The organism is Bacillus sp. YP1, from assembly GCF_000877815.1.
GTDB lineage: Bacteria > Bacillota > Bacilli > Bacillales > Bacillaceae > Bacillus > Bacillus subtilis.
In genome coordinates, this window is record NZ_CP010014.1 from 1,137,398 (window position 1) to 1,157,304 (window position 19,907).

A 19,907-nucleotide genomic window follows, 5' to 3' on the forward strand; every position below is an offset into this window, starting at 1 on the left:
GTACGAGTCCCGATGGTTCAAAACATGACCTATGACGAACTCATTTTACGCATCATTATTTTACTGCGAGACGGGAAAATCAGGGATTTTAGAAGTGTTATTGATGAGCTTCAGCCCTATGACATGGCATTTATTTTTAAAGAAATGCCGGAAAAACATCGCGCCCGCTATTTATCTTATTTAACTGTAGACGATATCACTGATATGATCGGGGAGCTGGAACGCGAATTTCAGCTTGTCGTCTTAAATAAAGTCGGAAAAACAAAAGCAACACTGGCGATGAACAAAATGGACAACGATGACCTCGCTCAATTGCTTGAAGAAATGGACGAAGAACTGAAGGAACAGCTTTTATCCAGCATGGAAGCGTCAGAATCAAAAGCTGTACAGCTCTTGATGAATTACCCGGCTGATTCAGCGGGACGCATGATGACAAACCGGTATGTGTGGATCCCTCAGCATTACACGGTAAAAGACGCGGTCGTCAAACTGAAAAGCTTCGCTGAAATAGCTGAATCGATCAACTACTTATATGTTATTAATGAAAGCAAACAGCTGGTTGGGGTTCTTTCCTACCGCGATTTGATTCTGGGTGAACCTGAAGAAAAGGTGCAGGATTTAATGTTTACCCGCGTCATATCAGCAGATGCTCTTCAGGACCAGGAAGAAGTTGCCCGCCTGATAGAACGTTACGATTTTTTGGCAATACCGGTTGTAGAAGAAAACAACGTGCTTGTCGGCATTGTGACGGTTGATGATATTATCGACGTTGTTATTCGGGAAGCTGATGAGGATTACGAAAAATTTGCCGCTTCCGGTAAAGACATCACCTTTGACACAAAAGCTTACGTGGCGGCATACCGGCGTCTGCCATGGCTGATTTTACTCTTATTTATCGGACTGATTTCAGGAAGCATTATCAGCTATTTTGAAGACGCGCTGAAGCAGGTTGTCGCGCTTGCGTTTTTCATGCCGATGGTGTCAGGGATGACAGGAAATACGGGAACACAATCTCTTGCGGTTGTCATCAGAGGTTTGTCTAAAGAAGAAATGAACAAAAAAACGATTGTGCGCCTGATCTTCCGGGAGTTCAGAACAAGCATTTTTATCGGAGCGGTTTGTTCTGTGCTGATTGCGATTGTTTCTATCATATGGCAGGGGAATGCGCTTTTGGGATTTGTTGTCGCCTCTTCACTGTTCTTAACCTTAATCATCGGCACGATGTCAGGAACGATTATCCCTATTATTTTGCACAAACTGAAAGTAGACCCGGCGATTGCTTCTGGACCGCTGATTACAACGTTAAACGATATTTTATCTTTATTAATCTACTTTGGCATTGCCACTGCATTCATTCACTCATTATAAACGTAAAAAGTCCGTCTCAACTGCGAGCCGGACTTTTATTATTTAACGGTTTTTGTACCGAAAGTGAGCATTAAGCTGCCCCTCCAGCATTTTTTTCCGCACTTGCGGATCGTTTTTTAACATCTGTTCTTTTTTGCGCATATCCTTTAAAATCTCTGCCGTCTGTACGCCGTCTTCACGCTTATTGGCGATATCCATCAGCCGCTCCACATCGGCAAAGGAGTATTTTCTTGTCCCCCTTGAAGAACGCTGCGGGTAAATGAGCTTTCGTTCCTCATAATACCTGATCTGTCTTACGGACAATCCTGTCAATTCACTCACAATTCCGATTGAAATCACTTTTTTGTCTTTATAAGAATGATCTTCTGTGGTCATTTTTCCACCCCTGGATGTCTTTTGATAATAGTATATAAAAAACAAAGAGAAAAAACCTGACGCTTGTCATATTTTCTAACATCAAATAGAAGATTTTTGAAAAAATACGGAAGAAAAATTAACAAGAATAATGCGTAACACCCAAGCGCGTTTTATCCTTTATGTAACGAATCAAACGAGGAGGAAGGATAATCATGGAGGAAGAAAAAGCAGTCTCACTGGCAAAAGAAATTATAGAGTTGGATATCAAGCGTGATGAAATGCTGGAGACGTTTATGCAGCTTGCCGGAGAACAGGCTTTTCAATTATTAAGATCGGTTCAAAACGGACAATACCGAAAATCTTCGTAAACATAAATTCTTTACATTAGATTCATACCACGTTCATTTAAAAAGAGTATCTTTTGTATAGGATACCTCAAAATGAAGGAGGACGCTATGAGTAATTTATTGAAATCCGCTTTAGAAAAAGAACGACGCCATTATTCTGAAAAACTCTATCAGATAGGGGTTTATAATAAAGAGGTCATGAACAAAATGACGATTTCTGAGCTTCGGAAAGAATACGCTTATTTCTTTCGAAGCATTACAAATCATAAAAATTATCCTTATACAAGATAATGTATAAGGATTTTTTTGCTTTTAGAAGGAATTTCTCGAATTATAGCGAATACGTATAGTAAGGGACTGAACTCTTATTATATGTAAGGGTTTTCATTATTTTTTTATAAAAATCCTATATACGAGGTAGATATGATGAGATTATCGTTTAACGAAGAAGAAGTTGAGCGTGCGATGAATTTGTACAGAGTTTTTGCAAGGGCTTTCAAAAGTGTGTCCGAACATAGTATCCGTGATAGCAAAGAGCACGGTTTTAATCCCACTGAATTTGCTGTACTGGAACTCCTGTACACAAGAGGCCCGCAAAAATTACAGCAAATTGGGTCGAGACTTCTGCTTGTAAGCGGAAACGTCACATATGTTATTGACAAACTAGAAAGAAACGGGTTTTTAGTAAGGGAGCAGGACCCGAAAGATAAACGCTCTGTTTACGCACATTTAACTGACAAGGGAAATGAGTATTTGGATAAAATTTATCCGATTCATGCACTGCGTATTGCGAGAGCGTTTTCAGGTCTTTCGCCTGATGAACAGGACCAGCTGATCGTCCTGCTCAAGAAAGCAGGCATACACAGCCAGCATTTGCTGTTTCGTTAACTATTCTACACTCTCTATTTCAGGAGAGTGTTTTTTTGTTTCCATATGATTCTTTTTAAAACATCTTTAATCTTCCTATCAGACATTTCGCCAAGGTATCCATTGACGTGTTTTTTATACTCCTTCATCTGTTCGTTCGATTGAAAAAATGCCGCGATATACTCTTCTGCTTTCTGCATGTCCCAGTTTCTCATATCTGTGACGAGTTTCCTTTCATGTAGAAGGTTTAAATTCATTTCCTCCTGTCCCGGCAGTGCATGATAAATAAATACCGGAAGCCGTTTCTGTAAGCATTCACTGATGGTCACGCCTCCGGGTTTAGTCATGATGCCTGTCGCCTGTTCGTACAAACGGTTCATCTCTGCTTTGCTGTGAAGGTAAGGAATCGCCTCAATCAAGGGGTGGTGTAAACTTTTGACATAGGAGTAGAGCTTTTCGTTTCTGCCGCATAATATTTTGTATAAGATCTTTCCGCCTGGCGACAGTTCCTGCACCCATTTTAAAATCCCACCGACCCCCATACTGCCCCCTGTGATGATGATGGTATATGGCGGGTGGTGCTGCAAGGTATCTGCTGATTCCATTTCAAAATTTTGGTGAACTGGAATGCCGGTCAAGTATATGTTGTTCTGATCGATACCCTCTGATATTAGCTGCTTCTTTACTTCCGTGCTCGGAACAAAATGGTAATCAATGTTCTTCCGTCCCCATAATTGATTCACGAAAAAATCAGTGTATACATTCACAACCGTCAGATTCGGATATTCAGGCTTTAGTCGGTTCAGCAGATAAGAAGGCAGCGCATGTGTGCAGAAGGCGATATCAGGCTGTTTTTCTTGGAGGATGTGCCTCATTTGCTGTGTGAACAGCCATTCGTACATGAAATAGCGTTTGTCATGCTGAAATTCTCCGCAGGCGAGGAGCCTGTAAATGCCGCTGTACGTTTTCGGGAAATATTGAATCCATTTTAAATAAGCCACGGAGGACAATTTTTCTAACCGCCTATACGAATGTGAAAAGATATCAATCTTTTCAGCTGCCAGCCCTTGAGACTCTAATTCAGCCTGCAATGCATCAGCCACATGATGATGGCCGGTGGAAATGCTTAAAAAAGGAAAAATGAGAATGTTTTTCATGACAGTCCTCCTAAAAAAATATGGCAACTATATTTTGAGGAGAACGTTCACAAAATATAAGGGTGTTTTTGATCATAAGGAAGGTGAAAAGATGAAAACTTGTTTCCTTTCCATATGGAGAGTGGTTGATCCGATTTATTTCTTTTTTTCAAGGCTAAGCTTGATTGACAACGATCAAAAAAGCGTTTTTCGAGTCAGGCTGACGAAGTACAAAGGACATCATGTCGTGCTTAGCGACGGAACGCATATAAGAAAAAATGATGTGCTCGTTAAAATCCACCTGCATAACATAAAGCTGATCAGGGAGCTGCAAAGCATTGAGAGCGCAGTCAGAAAGGGAATCATTATTTATCAGAAAGTATATCAATCGATGCCGCTTCTTCTTGACTATATCAACAATCATAAAAAAAGCGAGAAAATCAAAGGAATCATTGGGATTACAATGCTTGACAAAGGTGTGGAAAGGCTCGGCTTTGATGTGATCACCCCGGTGAACCCTTTTTACAGATGCTTTAAAAAAGTGTCTCATGTGCCGATTTTATATTTGACTTCAAAGCCTGTGAGCTTGCGGCATTTACCGAATTCATCCTATTTGTTTATCTCAAAAGAAAAGCTGCAGAAAACCTATCAAAAAAAAGACTGATGCCTCGGTCAGCACAGTCTTTTTTGATTAAATCTGATGAAATGTCACTTCAGGGCGGCTTCCGACACGGATATTTACGCCGGTTTGTCCCAAGCCCTCGCTGATATAAAATGGTTTATCGTGATGATAATGAAGGCCTTTAATCATGTTCATTCGCACGAGCTTTCCCATTTTCACCAAATGATACGGTTTTGGCCAGTGAATTTGCCCGCCGTGAAAATGCCCTGACAGCAGGTAATCATAATGAACATCTTTCATATCCAGAATAATATTTGGGTCATGTGTTAAGACAAGATGATAGCCATTTTCCAGACTTTGATAAGAGCCGGTGATATTACTCCGATTCGTACTGTAATCATCAATGCCGATAATATTGACTGGTCCTGCAGCCGTCTCGATTCGAACATGTTCATTTTGCAGCGTGATACAGCCGTTTTCCTCTAAAACTCGCTTCAATCTCTGAAAGTCCTCTTCTTTCAATACATAATCGTGGTTACCGAACACCGCGTACATTCCATATGCAGGCTTTAGCTTTTGCAAGGCGTTCAAGTAACCTGCCAGTTTCGGAATATTACGTTTCCGATCAAGAAAATCCCCGGTAAGAGCAATGATGTCCACAGGCTGATCTTTTGTTAAATGATACAGCTCCTCAGGTGAGACTGAAATGTTTTCCAAGTGAAGATCAGATAAATGAAGGATATTTAATTTTTTTCTGGCTGGAAGGCCGTCTTTTTGGTCGATTGAAATGGTGTTGACTTTCACATCTTTTGTATTGCGGTTCGCTTTATATAGAAATGGCACAAATACGAGTATGGCCAATGAAAGTAAGATTGTAAACAAAATATATCCCCTCCCTTCTATCAGTATAGTAAGTGATCAAGCCCTATGGATAGCGGGAATTAATGGGTAGAGACAGGTTGAAAAACGGATTGTCATATGATGAATGATTTGGAAGGGAAAAGGGATAATAAATTTTGACACATGAGGCAGAACATGCCGACGGAGTCAGAATAACAAATGGATGTGTAAGCAATGTTACGATTGATGAGACAACAAAAAAAAGAAACATATTATCTCTGGATCGCATTATTTCTTCTTTTATTGTATGTATCCCCGCTTTTTATTTTAAAGGAAGATGCCCATATCCGGGTCCACGATAATTTAGATTCCAACATCGCTTGGTACAAGGTTCTGGCCGATAGCGGAGAAATCGTCGGCAAGGTTGACGCTGCCATTCCGCAAATCATTAACGGGCTGCCCCGGGATGCCTTTGGCACCGAGTGGAGCGGAATTGTTTGGCTCCATGCTTTCTTTTCTTCCATGACCGCCTATGCAATAAGCCAGACGGTTACAAGAGTTGTCGCTTTTTTTGGAATGTATGTGCTGCTGAAGAAACATATAATCCCGGAACCAAAAGCGGCTTTCATCCGAATTGGCGTATCGCTTGCATTTGCCTTAACACCGTTCTGGCCTTCGGGAATGCTGAGTACGCTTGGGTACCCTTTGGCACTGTGGGCTTTTTTAAATATCCGAAAAGGGGATATCTCATGGAGAGAGTGGCTGACGCTGGGCTTGCTCCCTCTATACTCAAGCTTTGTTCTAGGCTTCTTCTTTTTCCTGGCAGGGATGGCGTGTTTTTGGCTGTATGATGCCATTACAAAAAGAAGATGGAATTTGATGTTCTTAGGCAGTATTGCATTTATGACGAGTATCTATCTTTTCGTTGAATATCGGCTTGTCTATTCGATGCTGTTTGAGCACGCACCGATGCATCGTATCGAATTTATCTCATCTAGGCATGACGTTTGGCATTCTCTTCGACTATCCATAAAAAACTTTGTCTATGGCCATAATCATGTGATGACCGTTCATACCGTTGTCATCCTTCCGATCCTGATGGTCGTATTTGCTGCTCTGCTGTTCAAACGAAATCGGACAAAGCCAGAAAATGTTTATCTGTTTTTATGTGTGCTTAATTACGGGTTGTCATTATGGTATGCGTTTTGGTTCAACAAAATTTGGGCTGTTCCAAAGCAGAAATTTGCTTTTTTAGCAGAATTTAATTTTGCCCGTTTTCATTTTCTTCGGCCGCTTGTTATATACGTGAGCTTTGCGCTTGCTTTATATCTCATTTGGCGGATGGGGAAAGGATGGAAATGGCTTGTGTACGCCGCAGTCGCTGCACAGCTGATGGTGTTGGCGCCTTTTAATGAAGAATATACGTATGGTGTTCATTACAACGCGCCGACATTCAGGGAGTTTTATGCATCAGAGCAATTCAAAGAGATTAAGGAATATATCGGACGTCCGCAAGATTCGTATAGGGTGGCGAGCATCGGACTGCATCCGTCTATCGCCCAATATAACGGGTTTTATACGTTAGATACGTATAACAATCTGTATCCGCTCTCATATAAATATGAATTTAGAAAAATCATCGAAAAAGAGCTGGAAAAAAATTCTCGGCTGAAACAATACTTTGATGAATGGGGCAGCCGCTGCTACCTTTTTGTCGATGAACTCGGTAAACGATATGATTTCAAAAAGAACTCGAAGAAAACGATCAACAACCTTCAATTAAATACAGATGTATTTAAAAAAATGGGTGGACGGTACATTTTTTCTTCAGTTCCGATCATGAATGCTGAACAAAACCATCTCGCGCTCGTAAAGACGTTTGACCATAAAGATTCCGCCTGGCGCATTTATTTATATGAAACAAGATAAGGAGGATATCGATTGAAACAGTCACAGCCAGTATTAACCATCGTCGTCCCGTGTTTCAATGAAGAGGAAGTGTTTCAAGAAACAAGCCATCAGCTGACAGAGGTTGTAGATGATTTAATTGAAGAAAAATTAATTGCTGAAGACAGTAAAATTCTGTTTGTCGATGATGGCAGCAAAGACCGCACTTGGGCTTTGATTGCTATGGAGAGCATAAGAAACAAGAAGGTTACCGGCTTAAAATTAGCCTGCAATGTCGGCCACCAAAAAGCGCTTTTAGCCGGATTGCATAAAGCGAAGAATAGGTCAGACTGCGTCATTTCGATCGATGCTGATCTTCAGGACGACATCTCTGTGATCCGGGATTTTATGCTGAAATATCATGAGGGCTGCGAGATCGTTTACGGTGTACGCCGGAGCAGAAAAACCGATACCTTTTTCAAGCGCACGACCGCGTTAGGGTTTTATCGTCTCATGAATAAACTTGGGATTAAATTAATTTATAATCATGCTGATTTTCGTTTAATGAATAAAAGGTCCCTTGAAGAGCTTGAGCGTTATCCGGAAGCGAATCTGTTTTTAAGAGGTATTGTCCCCATGATCGGCTTTAAATCGGCCGAAGTTTTGTATGACCGCAAGGAACGCTTTGCCGGCAAAACGAAATATCCGCTGAAAAAGATGCTATCCTTCGCTTTTAACGGGATTACTTCATTCAGTGTCGCACCAATTCGATTCTTTACGCTTTTAGGGTTTGTTTTGTTTTTCCTCAGCGCTGTGGCAGGGATTGGCGCGTTTATTCAAAAGCTGCTCGGCCATACGAATGCAGGCTGGGCGTCTCTTATCATATCCATTTGGTTTTTGGGCGGGCTGCAATTGATGGGAATTGGAATCATCGGAGAGTATATTGGAACGATTTTTTCTGAAGTGAAAAGACGGCCGAAATACGCGATTGATATTGATTTGTATAATGAACAGCTGAGCCCGCTTCAGCGCCAGGAAAAAGAGCGGTTAGAAAAAAAGTACAGTTAAACACGGAAAGAGCTGACTTCATTAGTCAGCTCTTTTTCTTCAACTGATGCAATATAGCGCTAAGCGGTTCGTCTTGCGGGTTGCGGTAAAAATCAAAAAATGGGCAGCCCTGCTTCTTAATTCGATCGATGACCGTATCAATTGTAAACAGAGCGGGTGTTAAAGATGATTGCACCTCATGCCAGTAGAGCGGGGCTGCAACAGTCCCAAGCTCATTTCCTCTCGTTGAATAGGGACAGATAATCGTTTTTCCTTCTGCATGCTGCAAATAATCAAGATACAATTTGCAGTGTCTGTTTTTAATCAAGCGTTCAGTGGTAAAGAGCTCGGGAAATGCATTGGTGCAGTACTCTGCGATCAGCTGCGTAAATTGGCGTGTTTCTTCATACGTAAATGCCTCGGGAGACAAGGGAATATAAAGCTGGATGCCTTTGTTGCCGGACAGCTTCGGGTACGATGTGATGCCAAAGGAATCCAACAGCCGCTTCAGTTCATTTGCGGCCTGCACGGCCATAAGAAAGTCATCTCGCGAAGGCGGGTCTAAATCAATGACAATCTCAGCCGGACGCCTGCTTTTAATGGTTTGAAAAGGAACGTGAAACTCCAAAGCAAGCTGGTTGCAAAGCCATAGCAATGTAGACATATCCTCACAGACAATATGTTCATGGCTTCCATCATAGAAAGACTGAACAAAATCCGGCGCATAGTCCGGCTTGTTTTTTTGGAAAAATGATTCGCTCCTAGATCCATGCGGATAGCGGATGACGGTGACAGCCCGGTTTTTCAGAAATGGGAGCAGGTAGTCACTGACTTCAATCATATACTGAATAAAATCTTCTTTTGTTTTTTTATTCTTTTCAAATATGATTTTATCCAGGCTTGTGAACTGGAGCTTTGGGTGAACCGGTTTGGAGTGTCGTATGACTTGCGCATACGTGCATTCGGTCCAGTCCATTTGGAATTCGAAACCGATAAACGATACCTCTCTTAATGTGCCTTGGAGAATTGTTAAGTATTGAACAGCTGCACAAATCGAAGGTTCAAGCGTAAATTCGCCTGAGGGTGTTTGATGTCCGTGCTGTTCCATAATCTCGCGTATAGCGCTTTTTTCCTCATCACGCATTCCGTGCGAGACAGAGGCAATCGGTGTCATTATTCCGTTTTTTAACACCGATACCGTCAGAAACCCGTTGTTAGGGTTGAACCCTGTTATGCAAACATAAGCTTGTTTAAAGTTTTTATATTTGAGCCAATCGGACGACCGCTTCTTTTCAAGCCATTTGCTGTTTGTTTTCTTCGCTACAATTCCTTCTCCGTCATATTTTATTACCATCTCCCAGAGTTGATCAAAATGATCATAACAGGGAATGGATTGAATGGTTTCTTTTGCGTAAGGATCTGGAGATGCAGGAAGCTTTGCTGCGGATATGAGTTCACGCAGCGATTTTTTGCGGTCCAAATACGAAAGAAGCGTTACATCTTCTCCGCTTCGCTCTAACAAATCAAAGGCGAGAAAGCAGCACGGCCGCGCGTTTGCCGATTCCTGAATCTTGTCTGGCCTTTTCAAACGCCCCCGCACTTGAAGGTGTTCAAAATCTGCACGACAGGGATTCACCAAACATACGATTTCACCGTCAAGTGTCAGCGGAAGCTCTTTTTCTAGGTGCTGAAAGGCAGTTTTGGCGAATTGTGTGATTTCAGGGAAGGTGCTGCTGAGCTCCACACCATTTCTGCTGGTTAAGGTCACACCTGAAGAATGGATGCGGAGAATACAGCGGTACCCATCATATTTTACTTCGTAACGCCATTCTGCTCCGATTGGCGGTGACGAAGTTAAGACCGGCTGCATGGTAAACGCCATGCGCTATGATGTGCCGGAGGCTTTTTTTCTAGTTGTTTTTTGTTTTTTATCTCCGGCTCCTTTCGGTTCAGCGGCTTGTGCAGGTGCGGCAGCCGGTGTCTCCCGGTTCGGCCTTCTGGTTCTGTCGATGCTGGCTTGCAGAGCGCTTACCAGGTCAATGACATCTTCACGAGGTGGCGCTTTATCAGGAGTGACAGCCGTTTCTTTATTTTCTAGCTTGTCGTTGACTCTTTGCAGCAGCGCCTGTCGGTACGTGTCTTCATATTTCTCAGGCTCAAACTTAGCAGTCAGTTCATCTATTAATGTGATAGCAGTTTGCAGTTCCTTATCGTTTACATTCGATTGATCAGGTACACCTGGGACTTGAGCGGCGCTTCTGACCTCATCGGGATAATGGATAGACTCCATGACGATACAATTTTCATAAACGCGGAGAATCGCCAGCTGCTGCTTTGACCTGATTGTCATATTGGCGATACCGATCTTTCCGGTTGAGCGCAGCGCCTCACGCAGCAGGGTATAGGCCTTCGTCCCATTATCCCCGGGGCCGACAAAGTAGGAGCGGTTAAAATAAATCGGATCAATTTCCTGAAGCTGAACAAAGTCAACAATCTCAACTGCTTTCTCCTCATGCTCCTGTTTTAAGCTTTTTAAATCTTCGTCTGTCAGCACTACATATTTTCCTTTTACATATTCATATCCCTTCACAATTTCATCAGGACTAAGAGTTTTTTCGCAATTTGTGCAAACTTTCTCGTATTTGATTGGTGCGTGATCCTCTTTATGGAGGCTGCGCAGTTTAATATCTTTATCTTCTGTGGCCGCATATAGCTTGATGGGGATGTTTACTAATCCGAAGCTGATCGATCCCTTCCACATTGTATGCATATCGATAAACCCCTTTTTTTCTTTAGTGTGAAGAGAAGGAGTACGATTCATGTGTAGTAACTTATGGGTGAAAAAAAGCCGGCGCTGTTATTGCGACGGCTGTTCAATAATGAATTGTTCGAATTGTTCCGGAGGTATTGGCCTGCTGAAAAAGAAGCCCTGCAAATGGTCGCAGCCTTTTTCAAAAAGAAGCTGCTTTTGAGCTGCATTTTCCACACCTTCGGCAATCACCTGCAAAGACAGCTGATGCCCCATGGCAATAATAGCTCCGGTAATTTGCTCTGATTTAGGATGGGTCTGAATATCGTCAATAAATGATTTGTCAATCTTCAGCCTGTGAATCGGGAAGTCCTTCAAATAGCTAAGAGAGCTGTGACCAGTACCGAAATCGTCAATACTGATTCTGATTCCTAATTCTGTTAGGGATGACAAAACCTTTTTGGAGTGATTGAGATTGTCCATTGTCATGCTTTCCGTCACCTCCACTTCAAGAAGCTGCGGAGGAAGCTGGTACTTATTAAGCGTATCCTTGATGAGGGGAATCAGATCTTTAGATTGAAACTGTCTGGCGGAAATATTAATGGCGACAGAAAGATCATAGCCTTTGTCATGCCAAATCCTTGCCTGCTTGCATGCTTCATCTATAATCCACTTTCCGATATCAATAATAAGTCCCGTTTCTTCTGCAACACCGATGAATTCTCCGGGCGGACGCAGTTGCCCGTCTGGTGTCACAAGGCGTATCAGTGCTTCTGCTCCTGTCATTTTTTGTTTTTTCACACTGAATTGCGGCTGATAATGCAAGACAAATCTATCGTTTTCGATTGCTTCTCTGAGTACCATCTCTTGGTTAAGCTTAACGGTTTCTTTGTTGCCGATTGAAAAAGAATAGTATCTGTATTTGCTTTTGTTTCGTTCTTTAGCCGCATACATCGCCATATCAGCCTTTTTCATCAATTCAAGGCCATCCGTCCCGTCTTTTGGAGATATCGCAATCCCGATACTGACAGATGTGACAAGGGTGTGATCTTGAATTTTGAAAGGTTTTTTGAATTTTTGGATAATTTTTCTTGCTAAAACATCTGCTTCGCCTGTTCCTGTATTGGCGTCTGTTAATATAATAATAAATTCATCACCGCCAAGACGGGCGATAAATCCGTTATCAGGGACTACAGATGACAGGCGTTTAGCTGCAAACTGAAGCAATTGATCACCGACATTATGCCCTAATGCATCGTTAATCACTTTAAACCGGTTTAAGTCAAGAAAGAATACAACAGTGTTATAATGCAAGGAATGCTCGCGATTCAGCACCTTTGTTAGATGAGAGATGGCATGCCTTCTGTTAGGTAAGTCTGTAAGCGAATCATAATGAGCCATTCTATGGATTTCTTTTTCTGCTTTGTACTGCTTCGTCATGTCTTTACAAATGACATAAATGCTGTCTAGTTCCTGATTGACCTCAACAGGTATAAGCGTAATATTTAAGTGAAACTGGCCTTTTTCAGTGATAAGATCGCTATCGCTGTTCATCGCTTGTTTATCTTTTTTAACTTGCTCAAAAAGGCGCTTAACCTTCAGTGATGTGTAATTCCTCCAGTCATGCATGCTGAAGCCAAATTTGCTGATCATTTCCTCACCAGCGTGATTGGAAGATATTATGTCTCCTTCTAATGATAAAATAAAAATTGCATCAATATTGTGGACGATTAAAGACTGAAATCGCTGTTCGTTATCCTTTATGCGTTCGCTCTGTTTAATAAACTTTCGATCTGCATGGGAACTGAATAACAATAACGTTTGGATACAAAAAATAATTAAAGTAACAAAAATTGACCAATGAAACGTTTGCACCTCCATATGGCTTCCGGGCGGAGCCATGTCCTTATGGAAAGTTGCCGCAAGCATCCCTGTGTAGTGCATGCCCGAAATCCCAATGCCCATTACAATTGAACTGACGCCTTTATAGAATATAAGATGCTCAGAATGTTTTTTTACGGCCAAGTCAAAGAATATTTTTAACGAGACGAAAGAGGCTGCAATCGCAATGATAATTGAAACTGTAAATAAAATAGGTTCGTAAATAATCATTACCCGGGAAATGGCAGACATTCCGATATAGTGCATAGAAGCAATAGATGCGCCAAGCACAACTGATCCGGTAAGCAGTCTGTAATATGTAAGAATGTGCCGGCTGACAAAATATAATGACACAAATGATCCCGAAACAGATGCGCCAATGGCTGCCATTAAAGGCATGAATTCATATTCCATCGGCATTTCCATATGGACGGCCATCATCCCTACAAAATGCATTGACCAAATACCGAATCCCATAATAAGTGAGCCGCCGATCAGCCAAATTTTACTTTTTAAGCCTGTATTGATGGTGACTTTCCTTGAAAGTTCAAGGGAAATATACGAGGCGGTACAGGCAATTAGAATAGATAAACATATGAGAGTCGTATTATATGTAACGTGTATTTCCAAATGGAGATTCCCCCCGTATCGTGTGTTCCAGTCTTGTTGACTCTCTTTATTATCGGCTGCTTAACCGCAGAGTTTCAGCCTTCAAAACGATAGAAATACGAGGGAGATCTATTTTTAGTTCAACTGACCGTGAAAAATGTGTTAAAATCATCTTGATGTTTTCCGAAAAGAGAAAAATGTATGATACATAAACATGAAACAAGGGAGTTGGTGGCTATCGAAGAGCTGGTTATGTCATGGATTGAAGCATTTAAAAGCTTATCTTATTTTGGAATATTTCTAGCGCTCAGCATTGAGTTTATTCCGGCCGAAGTCGTCTTGCCGCTTGCGGGCTATTGGGTATCTAAAGGCGATATGACACTTGCTGGCGTTGTTTTGGCAGGATCGCTTGGAGGAGTGGCCGGTCCGCTTACGCTGTATTGGATAGGCCGGTACGGAGGAAGGCCGTTTCTTGAACGTTTTGGGAAGTATCTCTTTATTAAACCTGAAGCGCTTGATAAGTCAGATAATTTTTTCAAAAAACATGGGGGCTTTGTCGCCTTCAGCGGCCGTTTCTTGCCTGGTATCAGGACATTGATTTCCATACCGTGCGGAATTGCAAAAATGAATGTTTGGGTGTTTTCGCTTTATACATTCATTGCTATGCTTCCGATTACATTTGTATATGTTTATCTCGGTGTGAAGCTCGGTGAAAATTGGAAGGCAGTCGGCTCTATTCTTGATCAATATATGCTTCCGATCGGGATAGCGATTTTGGCGCTGTTCCTGCTCTACTTACTGATGAAAAAGAGGAAGAAACGCACGCACTCCGAACAATTATCTGTATTTTTGAAAAATAAACGTTGACAAATCACTGCGCTGCGCATATTATTGACGTATAAAATCATATTTCTTGAAATCCCAAAGGGGAGTAGCGTCCGGAATGTATTCCGGAAACAAAGTCGTCATTTCATGGATTGTATCCATCGGCTTTGTTGGCATGCCTGAATTCATGTCTAGCAAGACCTTTGCCTTATGTCGGCAAAGGTCTTTTTTGCATGGTCCGGCCGGCATAAGATCGGATGAAGAGAAAGAAAACAACTTTTTTGGGAGGGTATCATTTATGGATGCAGCATTATTATTAGAGTATGGTTGGGTTCTTCTCGTCTTGATCGGGCTGGAAGGGATTTTAGCCGCCGATAACGCGCTGGTTATGGCGGTAATGGTAAAACATTTGCCGGAGGAAAAAAGAAAAAAAGCGTTATTTTATGGATTGGCAGGGGCTTTTGTTCTGCGATTTGGCTCTTTATTTGCAATTTCTTTCTTGGTCAACGTATGGCAGGTTCAAGCGATTGGCGCGATCTATTTGCTGTATATCTCAGCAAGCCACTTATTGAAAAGATATGTATTTAAGAAAGAAGACACACATAAAGAGACGAAGCAAAGCGGTTTTTGGCCGACTGTTTTAAAAGTTGAACTGGCAGATATCGCGTTTGCTGTTGATTCCATCTTAGCAGCAGTAGCGCTGGCGGTTACACTTCCTGGGACATCACTCCCGAAGATCGGCGGACTTGACGGAGGACAATTTCTCGTCATTTTGGCCGGCGGTATCATCGGACTGGTGATCATGCGGTTTGCGGCTTCCATGTTTGTGAAGTTATTAAAGGAACGTCCAAGCCTAGAAACAGCAGCCTTTGTGATTGTCGGCTGGGTCGGAGTGAAGCTTGCTTTATATACGCTTGCCCATCGCGACATAGCGGTTGTTTCTGAGCACTTTATCCATTCTGGAACATGGAAGCTGATATTCTGGGGTGTCTTAGCAGCAATCGCGGTTTGCGGCTGGTTTATGTCAGGTGGGAAAAAACAGCCGGAGGGTGCACAAAACGAACAAAAAAACAGCACCCGTGAACGGGCGTAATCTGAAAGACTCTGCTTAAAAGCAGAGTCTTTTTGTGTTTGAAGCGTTTTCATAAGCGAAATAAAATAACATTTTTATAACATCTTTGTTACAAAAAACACGCATAAAACCCCCTTAATTCTTTAGAAAGGCACGAAATCATGTATAGAACGTCAGAATGGTTTGTCATAATTGAGACATTGGAAATCAATATTTCTTTTTCTCCTTTGCGAATCCCTATCAAATTAGCTATCATTAATGAGTAGTTATAGGGAGGAACTGAGGTGAAACCAGTGCTTAGCCTTTTGTTTAAATTGGGAAAAAAGAAGCAAACACTTGAAAAAGCTGTTGAGAGTATACAAAAAGGCAATAAAGATCTGCAAAATGAATTAATACAGCAATATAAGCCATTTATCGCAAAGACGGTTTCATCCGTTTGTAAACGATATATAGATGAAAAAGACGATGAGTTCAGTATTGGACTGATCGCGTTTAATGAAGCTATAGAAAAATATTCACCTGAAAAAGGAAATTCTCTGCTCGCATTTGCTGAGCTTATTATAAAAAGAAAAGTCATTGATTACATTAGAAAAGAAGCCAGAAGCGCACAAAATATAAATATCGATTTACAGGAAGGAGACGATCAGGAGTCATCACAAAGCCTGATTGAAGCCGAGCTTTCCATTGATGAATACCGCCGTCAGATTGAACAGGAGCAGAGGCGGGAGGAAATCCTCTATTTTCAAAAGCAGCTCAAGGATTATGGTTTATCGTTTAAAGAACTGCTTGAAAATTCTCCAAAACACACGGATGCAAGGCAAAACGCCATAAAGGTGGCAATGACGCTTGTTGAACATGAAGAATTGGCCGCTATCCTGTATACAAAGAAGCAGCTTCCGGTCAAACAGCTTGAACAGCTTGTCTCTGTAAGCCGAAAAACGATTGAGAGAAACAGAAAATATATTATTGCGATGTGTATTATCATTACGGGTGATTATATTTATTTAAAAGATTATCTTAAAGGGGTGCTGCACTCATGAGAAGAGGGATTATAGTAGAGAAAAATAAAAAATTCGTCACGTTGCTGACCCCTGACGGACAATTTTTAAAAGCCAAAAATGATCGACACAGCTATGAAATCGGAGAAGAAATCATGCTTCCGAGTGAAACACGCATGGGCAGAAGGGCCAGCTTTTTTGATTTTTTTAAACTGCGCCCTTTCAAAATGGGGATTTTTACGATGACTGCTATTATGCTCTTTATTTTTATAGTTCTCCCCGTTTTTTCTAATAATAAGGCCTATGCGTATATGACAATCGATATCAATCCAAGCGTCGAAATGGCGTTAAACAGCGATTATGAAGTGATTGAACTGACGCCTCTAAACGATGAGGGACAGAAAGTCGTGAATGATATAGATGATTGGGAGAAGACTGATTTTAAAAAGGTGATTGACGATATTATAACCGACTGCAGTGAACACGGGTATGTAAAAAAATCGAAAGAAATATTGATTTCCACTGTTTATGAAAACACAGAAGACAATACATATAAAAAGGCTGTGAAAAAACAGCTGAATGATGTGACTGAAAAATATAAAACGACATACCGCATGGAATCTCTCGAGTCAGATATGCAAACGAGGGAAAAAGCGAAGAAAGAAGGCGTCTCAACAGGCAGCTACATCAAATCAAATGAAAAGAATGACAATAAAGATATAAAAGATGACTCCAGCAAACCATCCGGGGAAGAGGATCAAAAGAGTGATGAAAATGAGGATGAAAACACCGATCAAACTGACACCCAGGACAGCAAGCAAGGAGATAATGAACAGCTGAATGATGCGGATTCCGGAGACCAGAAAGAAGAGAAAGCGGATGACCAGATTGATGATAGTGACAAAGATAAAAAAATAAAGGAATCAGATGAAAACACAAATACCGAAAAAGATGGGGACCATGAGCAAACCCCAATACAAGATCCTCAAGATAAAGGAAATGAAAATAACGGCGCTGACAAGGGCCAAAGCCAATATCACAGGGACTGGAACAATGGTGAACAAGGCAAGAACCGTTCTTCGTCCAGAAGGGATAACGCTTCAGACCGACGTAATCCAAACGGCTACAGCAGTGATAATCATTCAGCTAAAAATGAAGATTCGCCGAGTGCCCCCGGCGAATAAAGACCTGAATTTATTTAGTTGTGCCATTTAATTGTGATTGTGCTTGCTGTACCAGCCGCTTTGTCATTTCTCCGCCTACAGAGCCGTTAGCGCGTGCGACTGTATCAGAACCAAGGTTCACACCGAATTCTTGAGCCACTTCGAGTTTAAATTGGTCTAGTGCCTGCTCCACCCCTGGAACAACGAGTTTATTTCTGCTCGCCATCTTTTTCATCTCCTTTTTCGATAAAGAAATTCTTAACGCGTATTTAGTTTGAAATATACGGGGTTTATTTATGCTGGCAATTGTTGTGGAGAAAAATAAAACCCCGGCCTCTGAGCCGGGGTGGCGCAGACTATAGAATGTCTGCTGTCATTTTATGTGCGGTTGCCTGAATATGGAATGTCAAAATGGAGAGGACTGTAATGGCGATAATCTGTCTGATTTTAAGCCATTGGCTGTCATTCAGTTCTTCAAAACGGTGACGGAGACGCTCTGTCTCCTGTTCGGCGATCTCCTGCAGATTTGATTCTTTCATAGAAGGAGTATCTTGGTGATGGATGGCATCAAGCACATATGCGCAGCTTTCATAATAAGCAATCGGGCTGATGACATCATCAGATCTGTCTGAGATTGTGTTAAAGGCCACTTTTAAAATAGCCCGTATGTGTTCAAAGTCATAAATGGATTTTAAATCACGTACAATTAAAAGAATAACTGCCTGTTCAATTGAGTATTTTTTGCCCAGCTCAGGGTGTCCGATCAGATCTTTGATATCACGCTTTACCCAGTTTTGAATCGCGGTTGACTTTAACGAAGTCAGCTCGCATAAGTTGCCAAGCTCTACGATTTCATTTGTAGACAGACCGTATTCTTTTTTCTGTTTTTTTCGTTCGTATCTTGTAAGAAATTCAGGAATTTCTAGATGATTGGCTGCTTTTTCTGCTGACATGTTCGCTGATTGGACGAGAATGTCGAGCGGGCTATGTTCTCCTTGTCCTTTTAGGGAATAGAGCAGCCGCACCATATCGGTTCGAGAGAGTTTAAAAATGTTCATTGTTCACCTCTTTAAACAATTTGACGCGGATATAGGTCTATGTATAAGTTCAAAATTCAAGCGTCAGCAAATTACATTAACATCATACGTCGAATTCCTTGCATTTTCAAATGGATGTTTTATAATTTAAATATACGGGTTCTTTTGAACTTAAAATAACGGAGGTTGTTATGGCGAAAAGAATTTTTCTGTTTATTCTAACGAATATTTTGGTGCTTACAACAATCGGGATCGTTTTGTCTGTTTTAAGCTCTGTTACAGGAGTCGGGACGTACTTTACAGCTGATGGCGGTATCGATCCAATGGCGCTTCTTGTGTTCAGTTTAGTCGTTGGATTTGTCGGTTCCTTTACGTCTCTTGCGATATCCAGATGGATGGCAAAGACGATGATGGGCGTCAGAGTGCTGAATCCGAAAAAACACTCGCTCAGCTATGAGGAACAGCAATTGGTTGATCGTGTTCACAGATTAAGCCGCTCTGCCGGTTTAACGAAAATGCCGGAAGTCGGGATTTACCGTTCACCTGAAGTAAACGCGTTTGCGACTGGACCGTCAAAACGCCGTTCACTTGTCGCAGTATCGTCAGGGCTGCTGGAGCAGATGGATGACGCAGCAGTTGAAGGTGTGCTTGCCCACGAGGTCGCGCATATCACAAATGGTGATATGGTAACAATGACGCTTTTACAAGGTATCGTTAATACCTTTGTCGTCTTTTTATCGCGTATCGCCGCTTGGATAGCAAGCCGTTTTGTCAAAGAAGATCTAGCGCCGATCGTTCATTTTATTGCAATGATTATTTTTCAGATTGTCTTTTCGATACTTGGCAGCCTGGTTGTGTTTGCGTATTCACGCCATCGTGAATTCCATGCTGACAGGGGAGGAGCGGATCTTGCCGGCAAGGACAAGATGATTCATGCGCTGCGGACGCTTAAAAGCTATTCTTCCCGGATTTTGGAAGACGATCAGACAGCTGTCCAAACGTTAAAGATTAATGGCAAGAAGCGCTCTTCACTTTTCTCTACTCATCCTGATTTAGATGAGCGAATCAGACGGCTGGAAGCTAAATAATACAAACACATTGT

At 41.7% G+C, this 19,907-nt stretch carries 20 protein-coding genes and 1 riboswitch; of the genes, 12 read left to right on the top strand and 8 right to left on the bottom strand.

The window, feature by feature from the left end; genetic code table 11:
- Positions 1–12 precede the first annotated feature (12 nt).
- A complete protein-coding gene (mgtE, locus tag QF06_RS05670; protein ID WP_003232543.1) occupies positions 13–1,368 on the top strand; it encodes a magnesium transporter in 1,356 nt (451 codons plus the stop codon).
- Positions 1,369–1,410: 42 nt separating this feature from the next.
- On the opposite strand, the gene tnrA is transcribed toward mgtE, so the two are convergent.
- The gene (gene tnrA, locus QF06_RS05675; protein ID WP_003232541.1) at positions 1,411–1,743 is read right to left on the bottom strand and encodes a MerR family transcriptional regulator; all 333 of its coding nucleotides are present in this window, start codon (positions 1,741–1,743) and stop codon (positions 1,411–1,413) included.
- A 194-nt stretch (positions 1,744–1,937) separates the two neighbouring features.
- On the opposite strand from tnrA, the gene QF06_RS21020 reads away from it, so the two are divergent.
- The 3 genes from QF06_RS21020 (at position 1,938) to QF06_RS05685 (ending at position 2,960) form a co-directional block, all read left to right on the top strand.
- Complete coding sequence (locus tag QF06_RS21020; protein ID WP_003232538.1) at positions 1,938–2,093, top strand: hypothetical protein; 156 nt, start codon at positions 1,938–1,940, stop codon at positions 2,091–2,093.
- Between the two features lie 87 nt (positions 2,094–2,180).
- Positions 2,181–2,363: a stress response protein YkoL gene (gene ykoL / locus QF06_RS05680; protein WP_003245766.1), complete on the top strand. Its 183-nt coding sequence runs from the start codon at positions 2,181–2,183 to the stop codon at positions 2,361–2,363.
- Between the two features lie 132 nt (positions 2,364–2,495).
- Positions 2,496–2,960: a MarR family winged helix-turn-helix transcriptional regulator gene (locus QF06_RS05685; protein WP_003232536.1), complete on the top strand. Its 465-nt coding sequence runs from the start codon at positions 2,496–2,498 to the stop codon at positions 2,958–2,960.
- A 14-nt stretch (positions 2,961–2,974) separates the two neighbouring features.
- On the opposite strand, the gene QF06_RS05690 is transcribed toward QF06_RS05685, so the two are convergent.
- Complete coding sequence (locus QF06_RS05690; RefSeq protein WP_003245161.1) at positions 2,975–4,096, bottom strand: MGDG synthase family glycosyltransferase; 1,122 nt, start codon at positions 4,094–4,096, stop codon at positions 2,975–2,977.
- A gap of 91 nt (positions 4,097–4,187) precedes the next feature.
- On the opposite strand from QF06_RS05690, the gene QF06_RS05695 reads away from it, so the two are divergent.
- Positions 4,188–4,739 (top strand): YkoP family protein, encoded by a 552-nt coding sequence (locus QF06_RS05695; protein WP_003245777.1) that lies wholly within the window; start codon positions 4,188–4,190, stop codon positions 4,737–4,739.
- Between the two features lie 27 nt (positions 4,740–4,766).
- On the opposite strand, the gene QF06_RS05700 is transcribed toward QF06_RS05695, so the two are convergent.
- Positions 4,767–5,579, bottom strand: coding sequence for a metallophosphoesterase (locus QF06_RS05700; RefSeq protein ID WP_003245342.1), 813 nt, complete (start codon positions 5,577–5,579; stop codon positions 4,767–4,769).
- A 192-nt stretch (positions 5,580–5,771) separates the two neighbouring features.
- On the opposite strand from QF06_RS05700, the gene QF06_RS05705 reads away from it, so the two are divergent.
- Together QF06_RS05705 and QF06_RS05710 are read left to right on the top strand one after the other, a co-directional pair.
- A complete protein-coding gene (locus QF06_RS05705) occupies positions 5,772–7,466 on the top strand; it encodes a DUF6044 family protein (protein WP_003245165.1) in 1,695 nt (564 codons plus the stop codon).
- Between the two features lie 12 nt (positions 7,467–7,478).
- The gene (locus tag QF06_RS05710; protein ID WP_003245533.1) at positions 7,479–8,492 is read left to right on the top strand and encodes a glycosyltransferase family 2 protein; all 1,014 of its coding nucleotides are present in this window, start codon (positions 7,479–7,481) and stop codon (positions 8,490–8,492) included.
- Positions 8,493–8,517: 25 nt separating this feature from the next.
- On the opposite strand, the gene QF06_RS05715 is transcribed toward QF06_RS05710, so the two are convergent.
- The 3 genes from QF06_RS05715 to QF06_RS05725 all read right to left on the bottom strand — a co-directional run bounded on the left by QF06_RS05715 (position 8,518) and on the right by QF06_RS05725 (position 13,731).
- Positions 8,518–10,353 (bottom strand): DNA ligase D, encoded by a 1,836-nt coding sequence (locus QF06_RS05715; protein WP_010886495.1) that lies wholly within the window; start codon positions 10,351–10,353, stop codon positions 8,518–8,520.
- A 3-nt stretch (positions 10,354–10,356) separates the two neighbouring features.
- Positions 10,357–11,241 (bottom strand): non-homologous end joining protein Ku, encoded by an 885-nt coding sequence (gene ku, locus QF06_RS05720; protein WP_003245346.1) that lies wholly within the window; start codon positions 11,239–11,241, stop codon positions 10,357–10,359.
- An 87-nt stretch (positions 11,242–11,328) separates the two neighbouring features.
- The gene (locus tag QF06_RS05725) at positions 11,329–13,731 is read right to left on the bottom strand and encodes a bifunctional diguanylate cyclase/phosphodiesterase (RefSeq protein WP_009967094.1); all 2,403 of its coding nucleotides are present in this window, start codon (positions 13,729–13,731) and stop codon (positions 11,329–11,331) included.
- A 180-nt stretch (positions 13,732–13,911) separates the two neighbouring features.
- Between QF06_RS05725 and QF06_RS05730 the strand changes: the two genes are divergently transcribed.
- The 4 genes from QF06_RS05730 to rsgI all read left to right on the top strand — a co-directional run bounded on the left by QF06_RS05730 (position 13,912) and on the right by rsgI (position 17,789).
- Positions 13,912–14,577: a DedA family protein gene (locus QF06_RS05730; RefSeq protein ID WP_009967095.1), complete on the top strand. Its 666-nt coding sequence runs from the start codon at positions 13,912–13,914 to the stop codon at positions 14,575–14,577.
- Between the two features lie 47 nt (positions 14,578–14,624).
- Positions 14,625–14,728, top strand: a riboswitch (yybP-ykoY riboswitch).
- A gap of 105 nt (positions 14,729–14,833) precedes the next feature.
- Positions 14,834–15,628, top strand: coding sequence for a TerC family protein (locus tag QF06_RS05735; RefSeq protein ID WP_003245669.1), 795 nt, complete (start codon positions 14,834–14,836; stop codon positions 15,626–15,628).
- Positions 15,629–15,891: 263 nt separating this feature from the next.
- Positions 15,892–16,647, top strand: a complete 756-nt coding sequence (sigI, locus tag QF06_RS05740; RefSeq protein WP_003245855.1) for an RNA polymerase sigma factor SigI — start codon at positions 15,892–15,894, stop codon at positions 16,645–16,647.
- Positions 16,644–17,789: an anti-sigma-I factor RsgI gene (rsgI, locus tag QF06_RS05745; RefSeq protein WP_003244727.1), complete on the top strand. Its 1,146-nt coding sequence runs from the start codon at positions 16,644–16,646 to the stop codon at positions 17,787–17,789. The genes sigI and rsgI overlap by 4 nt, the downstream gene beginning before the upstream one ends.
- 10 nt (positions 17,790–17,799) lie before the next feature.
- Here the strand turns inward: rsgI and sspD are convergent, their stop codons facing one another.
- Both sspD and htpK read right to left on the bottom strand, forming a co-directional pair.
- A complete protein-coding gene (gene sspD / locus QF06_RS05750; protein WP_003218568.1) occupies positions 17,800–17,994 on the bottom strand; it encodes an acid-soluble spore protein SspD in 195 nt (64 codons plus the stop codon).
- Between the two features lie 130 nt (positions 17,995–18,124).
- A complete protein-coding gene (htpK, locus tag QF06_RS05755; protein WP_003245220.1) occupies positions 18,125–18,826 on the bottom strand; it encodes a transcriptional regulator HtpK in 702 nt (233 codons plus the stop codon).
- A gap of 170 nt (positions 18,827–18,996) precedes the next feature.
- On the opposite strand from htpK, the gene htpX reads away from it, so the two are divergent.
- A complete protein-coding gene (gene htpX, locus QF06_RS05760) occupies positions 18,997–19,893 on the top strand; it encodes a protease HtpX (protein ID WP_003245353.1) in 897 nt (298 codons plus the stop codon).
- Positions 19,894–19,907: the final 14 nt, after the last annotated feature.

Excerpts from the sequence above, each read along its gene's own strand:
- QF06_RS05695 (WP_003245777.1), top strand. The coding sequence starts at position 4,188 with ATGAAAACTTGTTTCCTTTCCATATGGAGAGTGGTTGATCCGATTTAT.
- ykoL (WP_003245766.1), top strand. The coding sequence starts at position 2,181 with ATGAGTAATTTATTGAAATCCGCTTTAGAAAAAGAACGACGCCATTAT.
- mgtE (WP_003232543.1), top strand. The coding sequence starts at position 13 with ATGGTTCAAAACATGACCTATGACGAACTCATTTTACGCATCATTATT.
- htpX (WP_003245353.1), top strand. The coding sequence starts at position 18,997 with ATGGCGAAAAGAATTTTTCTGTTTATTCTAACGAATATTTTGGTGCTT.
- QF06_RS05730 (WP_009967095.1), top strand. The coding sequence starts at position 13,912 with ATGATACATAAACATGAAACAAGGGAGTTGGTGGCTATCGAAGAGCTG.
- sspD (WP_003218568.1), bottom strand. The coding sequence starts at position 17,994 with ATGGCGAGCAGAAATAAACTCGTTGTTCCAGGGGTGGAGCAGGCACTA.
- rsgI (WP_003244727.1), top strand. The coding sequence starts at position 16,644 with ATGAGAAGAGGGATTATAGTAGAGAAAAATAAAAAATTCGTCACGTTG.
- QF06_RS05685 (WP_003232536.1), top strand. The coding sequence starts at position 2,496 with ATGATGAGATTATCGTTTAACGAAGAAGAAGTTGAGCGTGCGATGAAT.
- tnrA (WP_003232541.1), bottom strand. The coding sequence starts at position 1,743 with ATGACCACAGAAGATCATTCTTATAAAGACAAAAAAGTGATTTCAATC.
- QF06_RS05735 (WP_003245669.1), top strand. The coding sequence starts at position 14,834 with ATGGATGCAGCATTATTATTAGAGTATGGTTGGGTTCTTCTCGTCTTG.
- QF06_RS05690 (WP_003245161.1), bottom strand. The coding sequence starts at position 4,096 with ATGAAAAACATTCTCATTTTTCCTTTTTTAAGCATTTCCACCGGCCAT.
- QF06_RS05705 (WP_003245165.1), top strand. The coding sequence starts at position 5,772 with ATGTTACGATTGATGAGACAACAAAAAAAAGAAACATATTATCTCTGG.
- QF06_RS05715 (WP_010886495.1), bottom strand. The coding sequence starts at position 10,353 with ATGGCGTTTACCATGCAGCCGGTCTTAACTTCGTCACCGCCAATCGGA.
- QF06_RS21020 (WP_003232538.1), top strand. The coding sequence starts at position 1,938 with ATGGAGGAAGAAAAAGCAGTCTCACTGGCAAAAGAAATTATAGAGTTG.
- htpK (WP_003245220.1), bottom strand. The coding sequence starts at position 18,826 with ATGAACATTTTTAAACTCTCTCGAACCGATATGGTGCGGCTGCTCTAT.
- ku (WP_003245346.1), bottom strand. The coding sequence starts at position 11,241 with ATGCATACAATGTGGAAGGGATCGATCAGCTTCGGATTAGTAAACATC.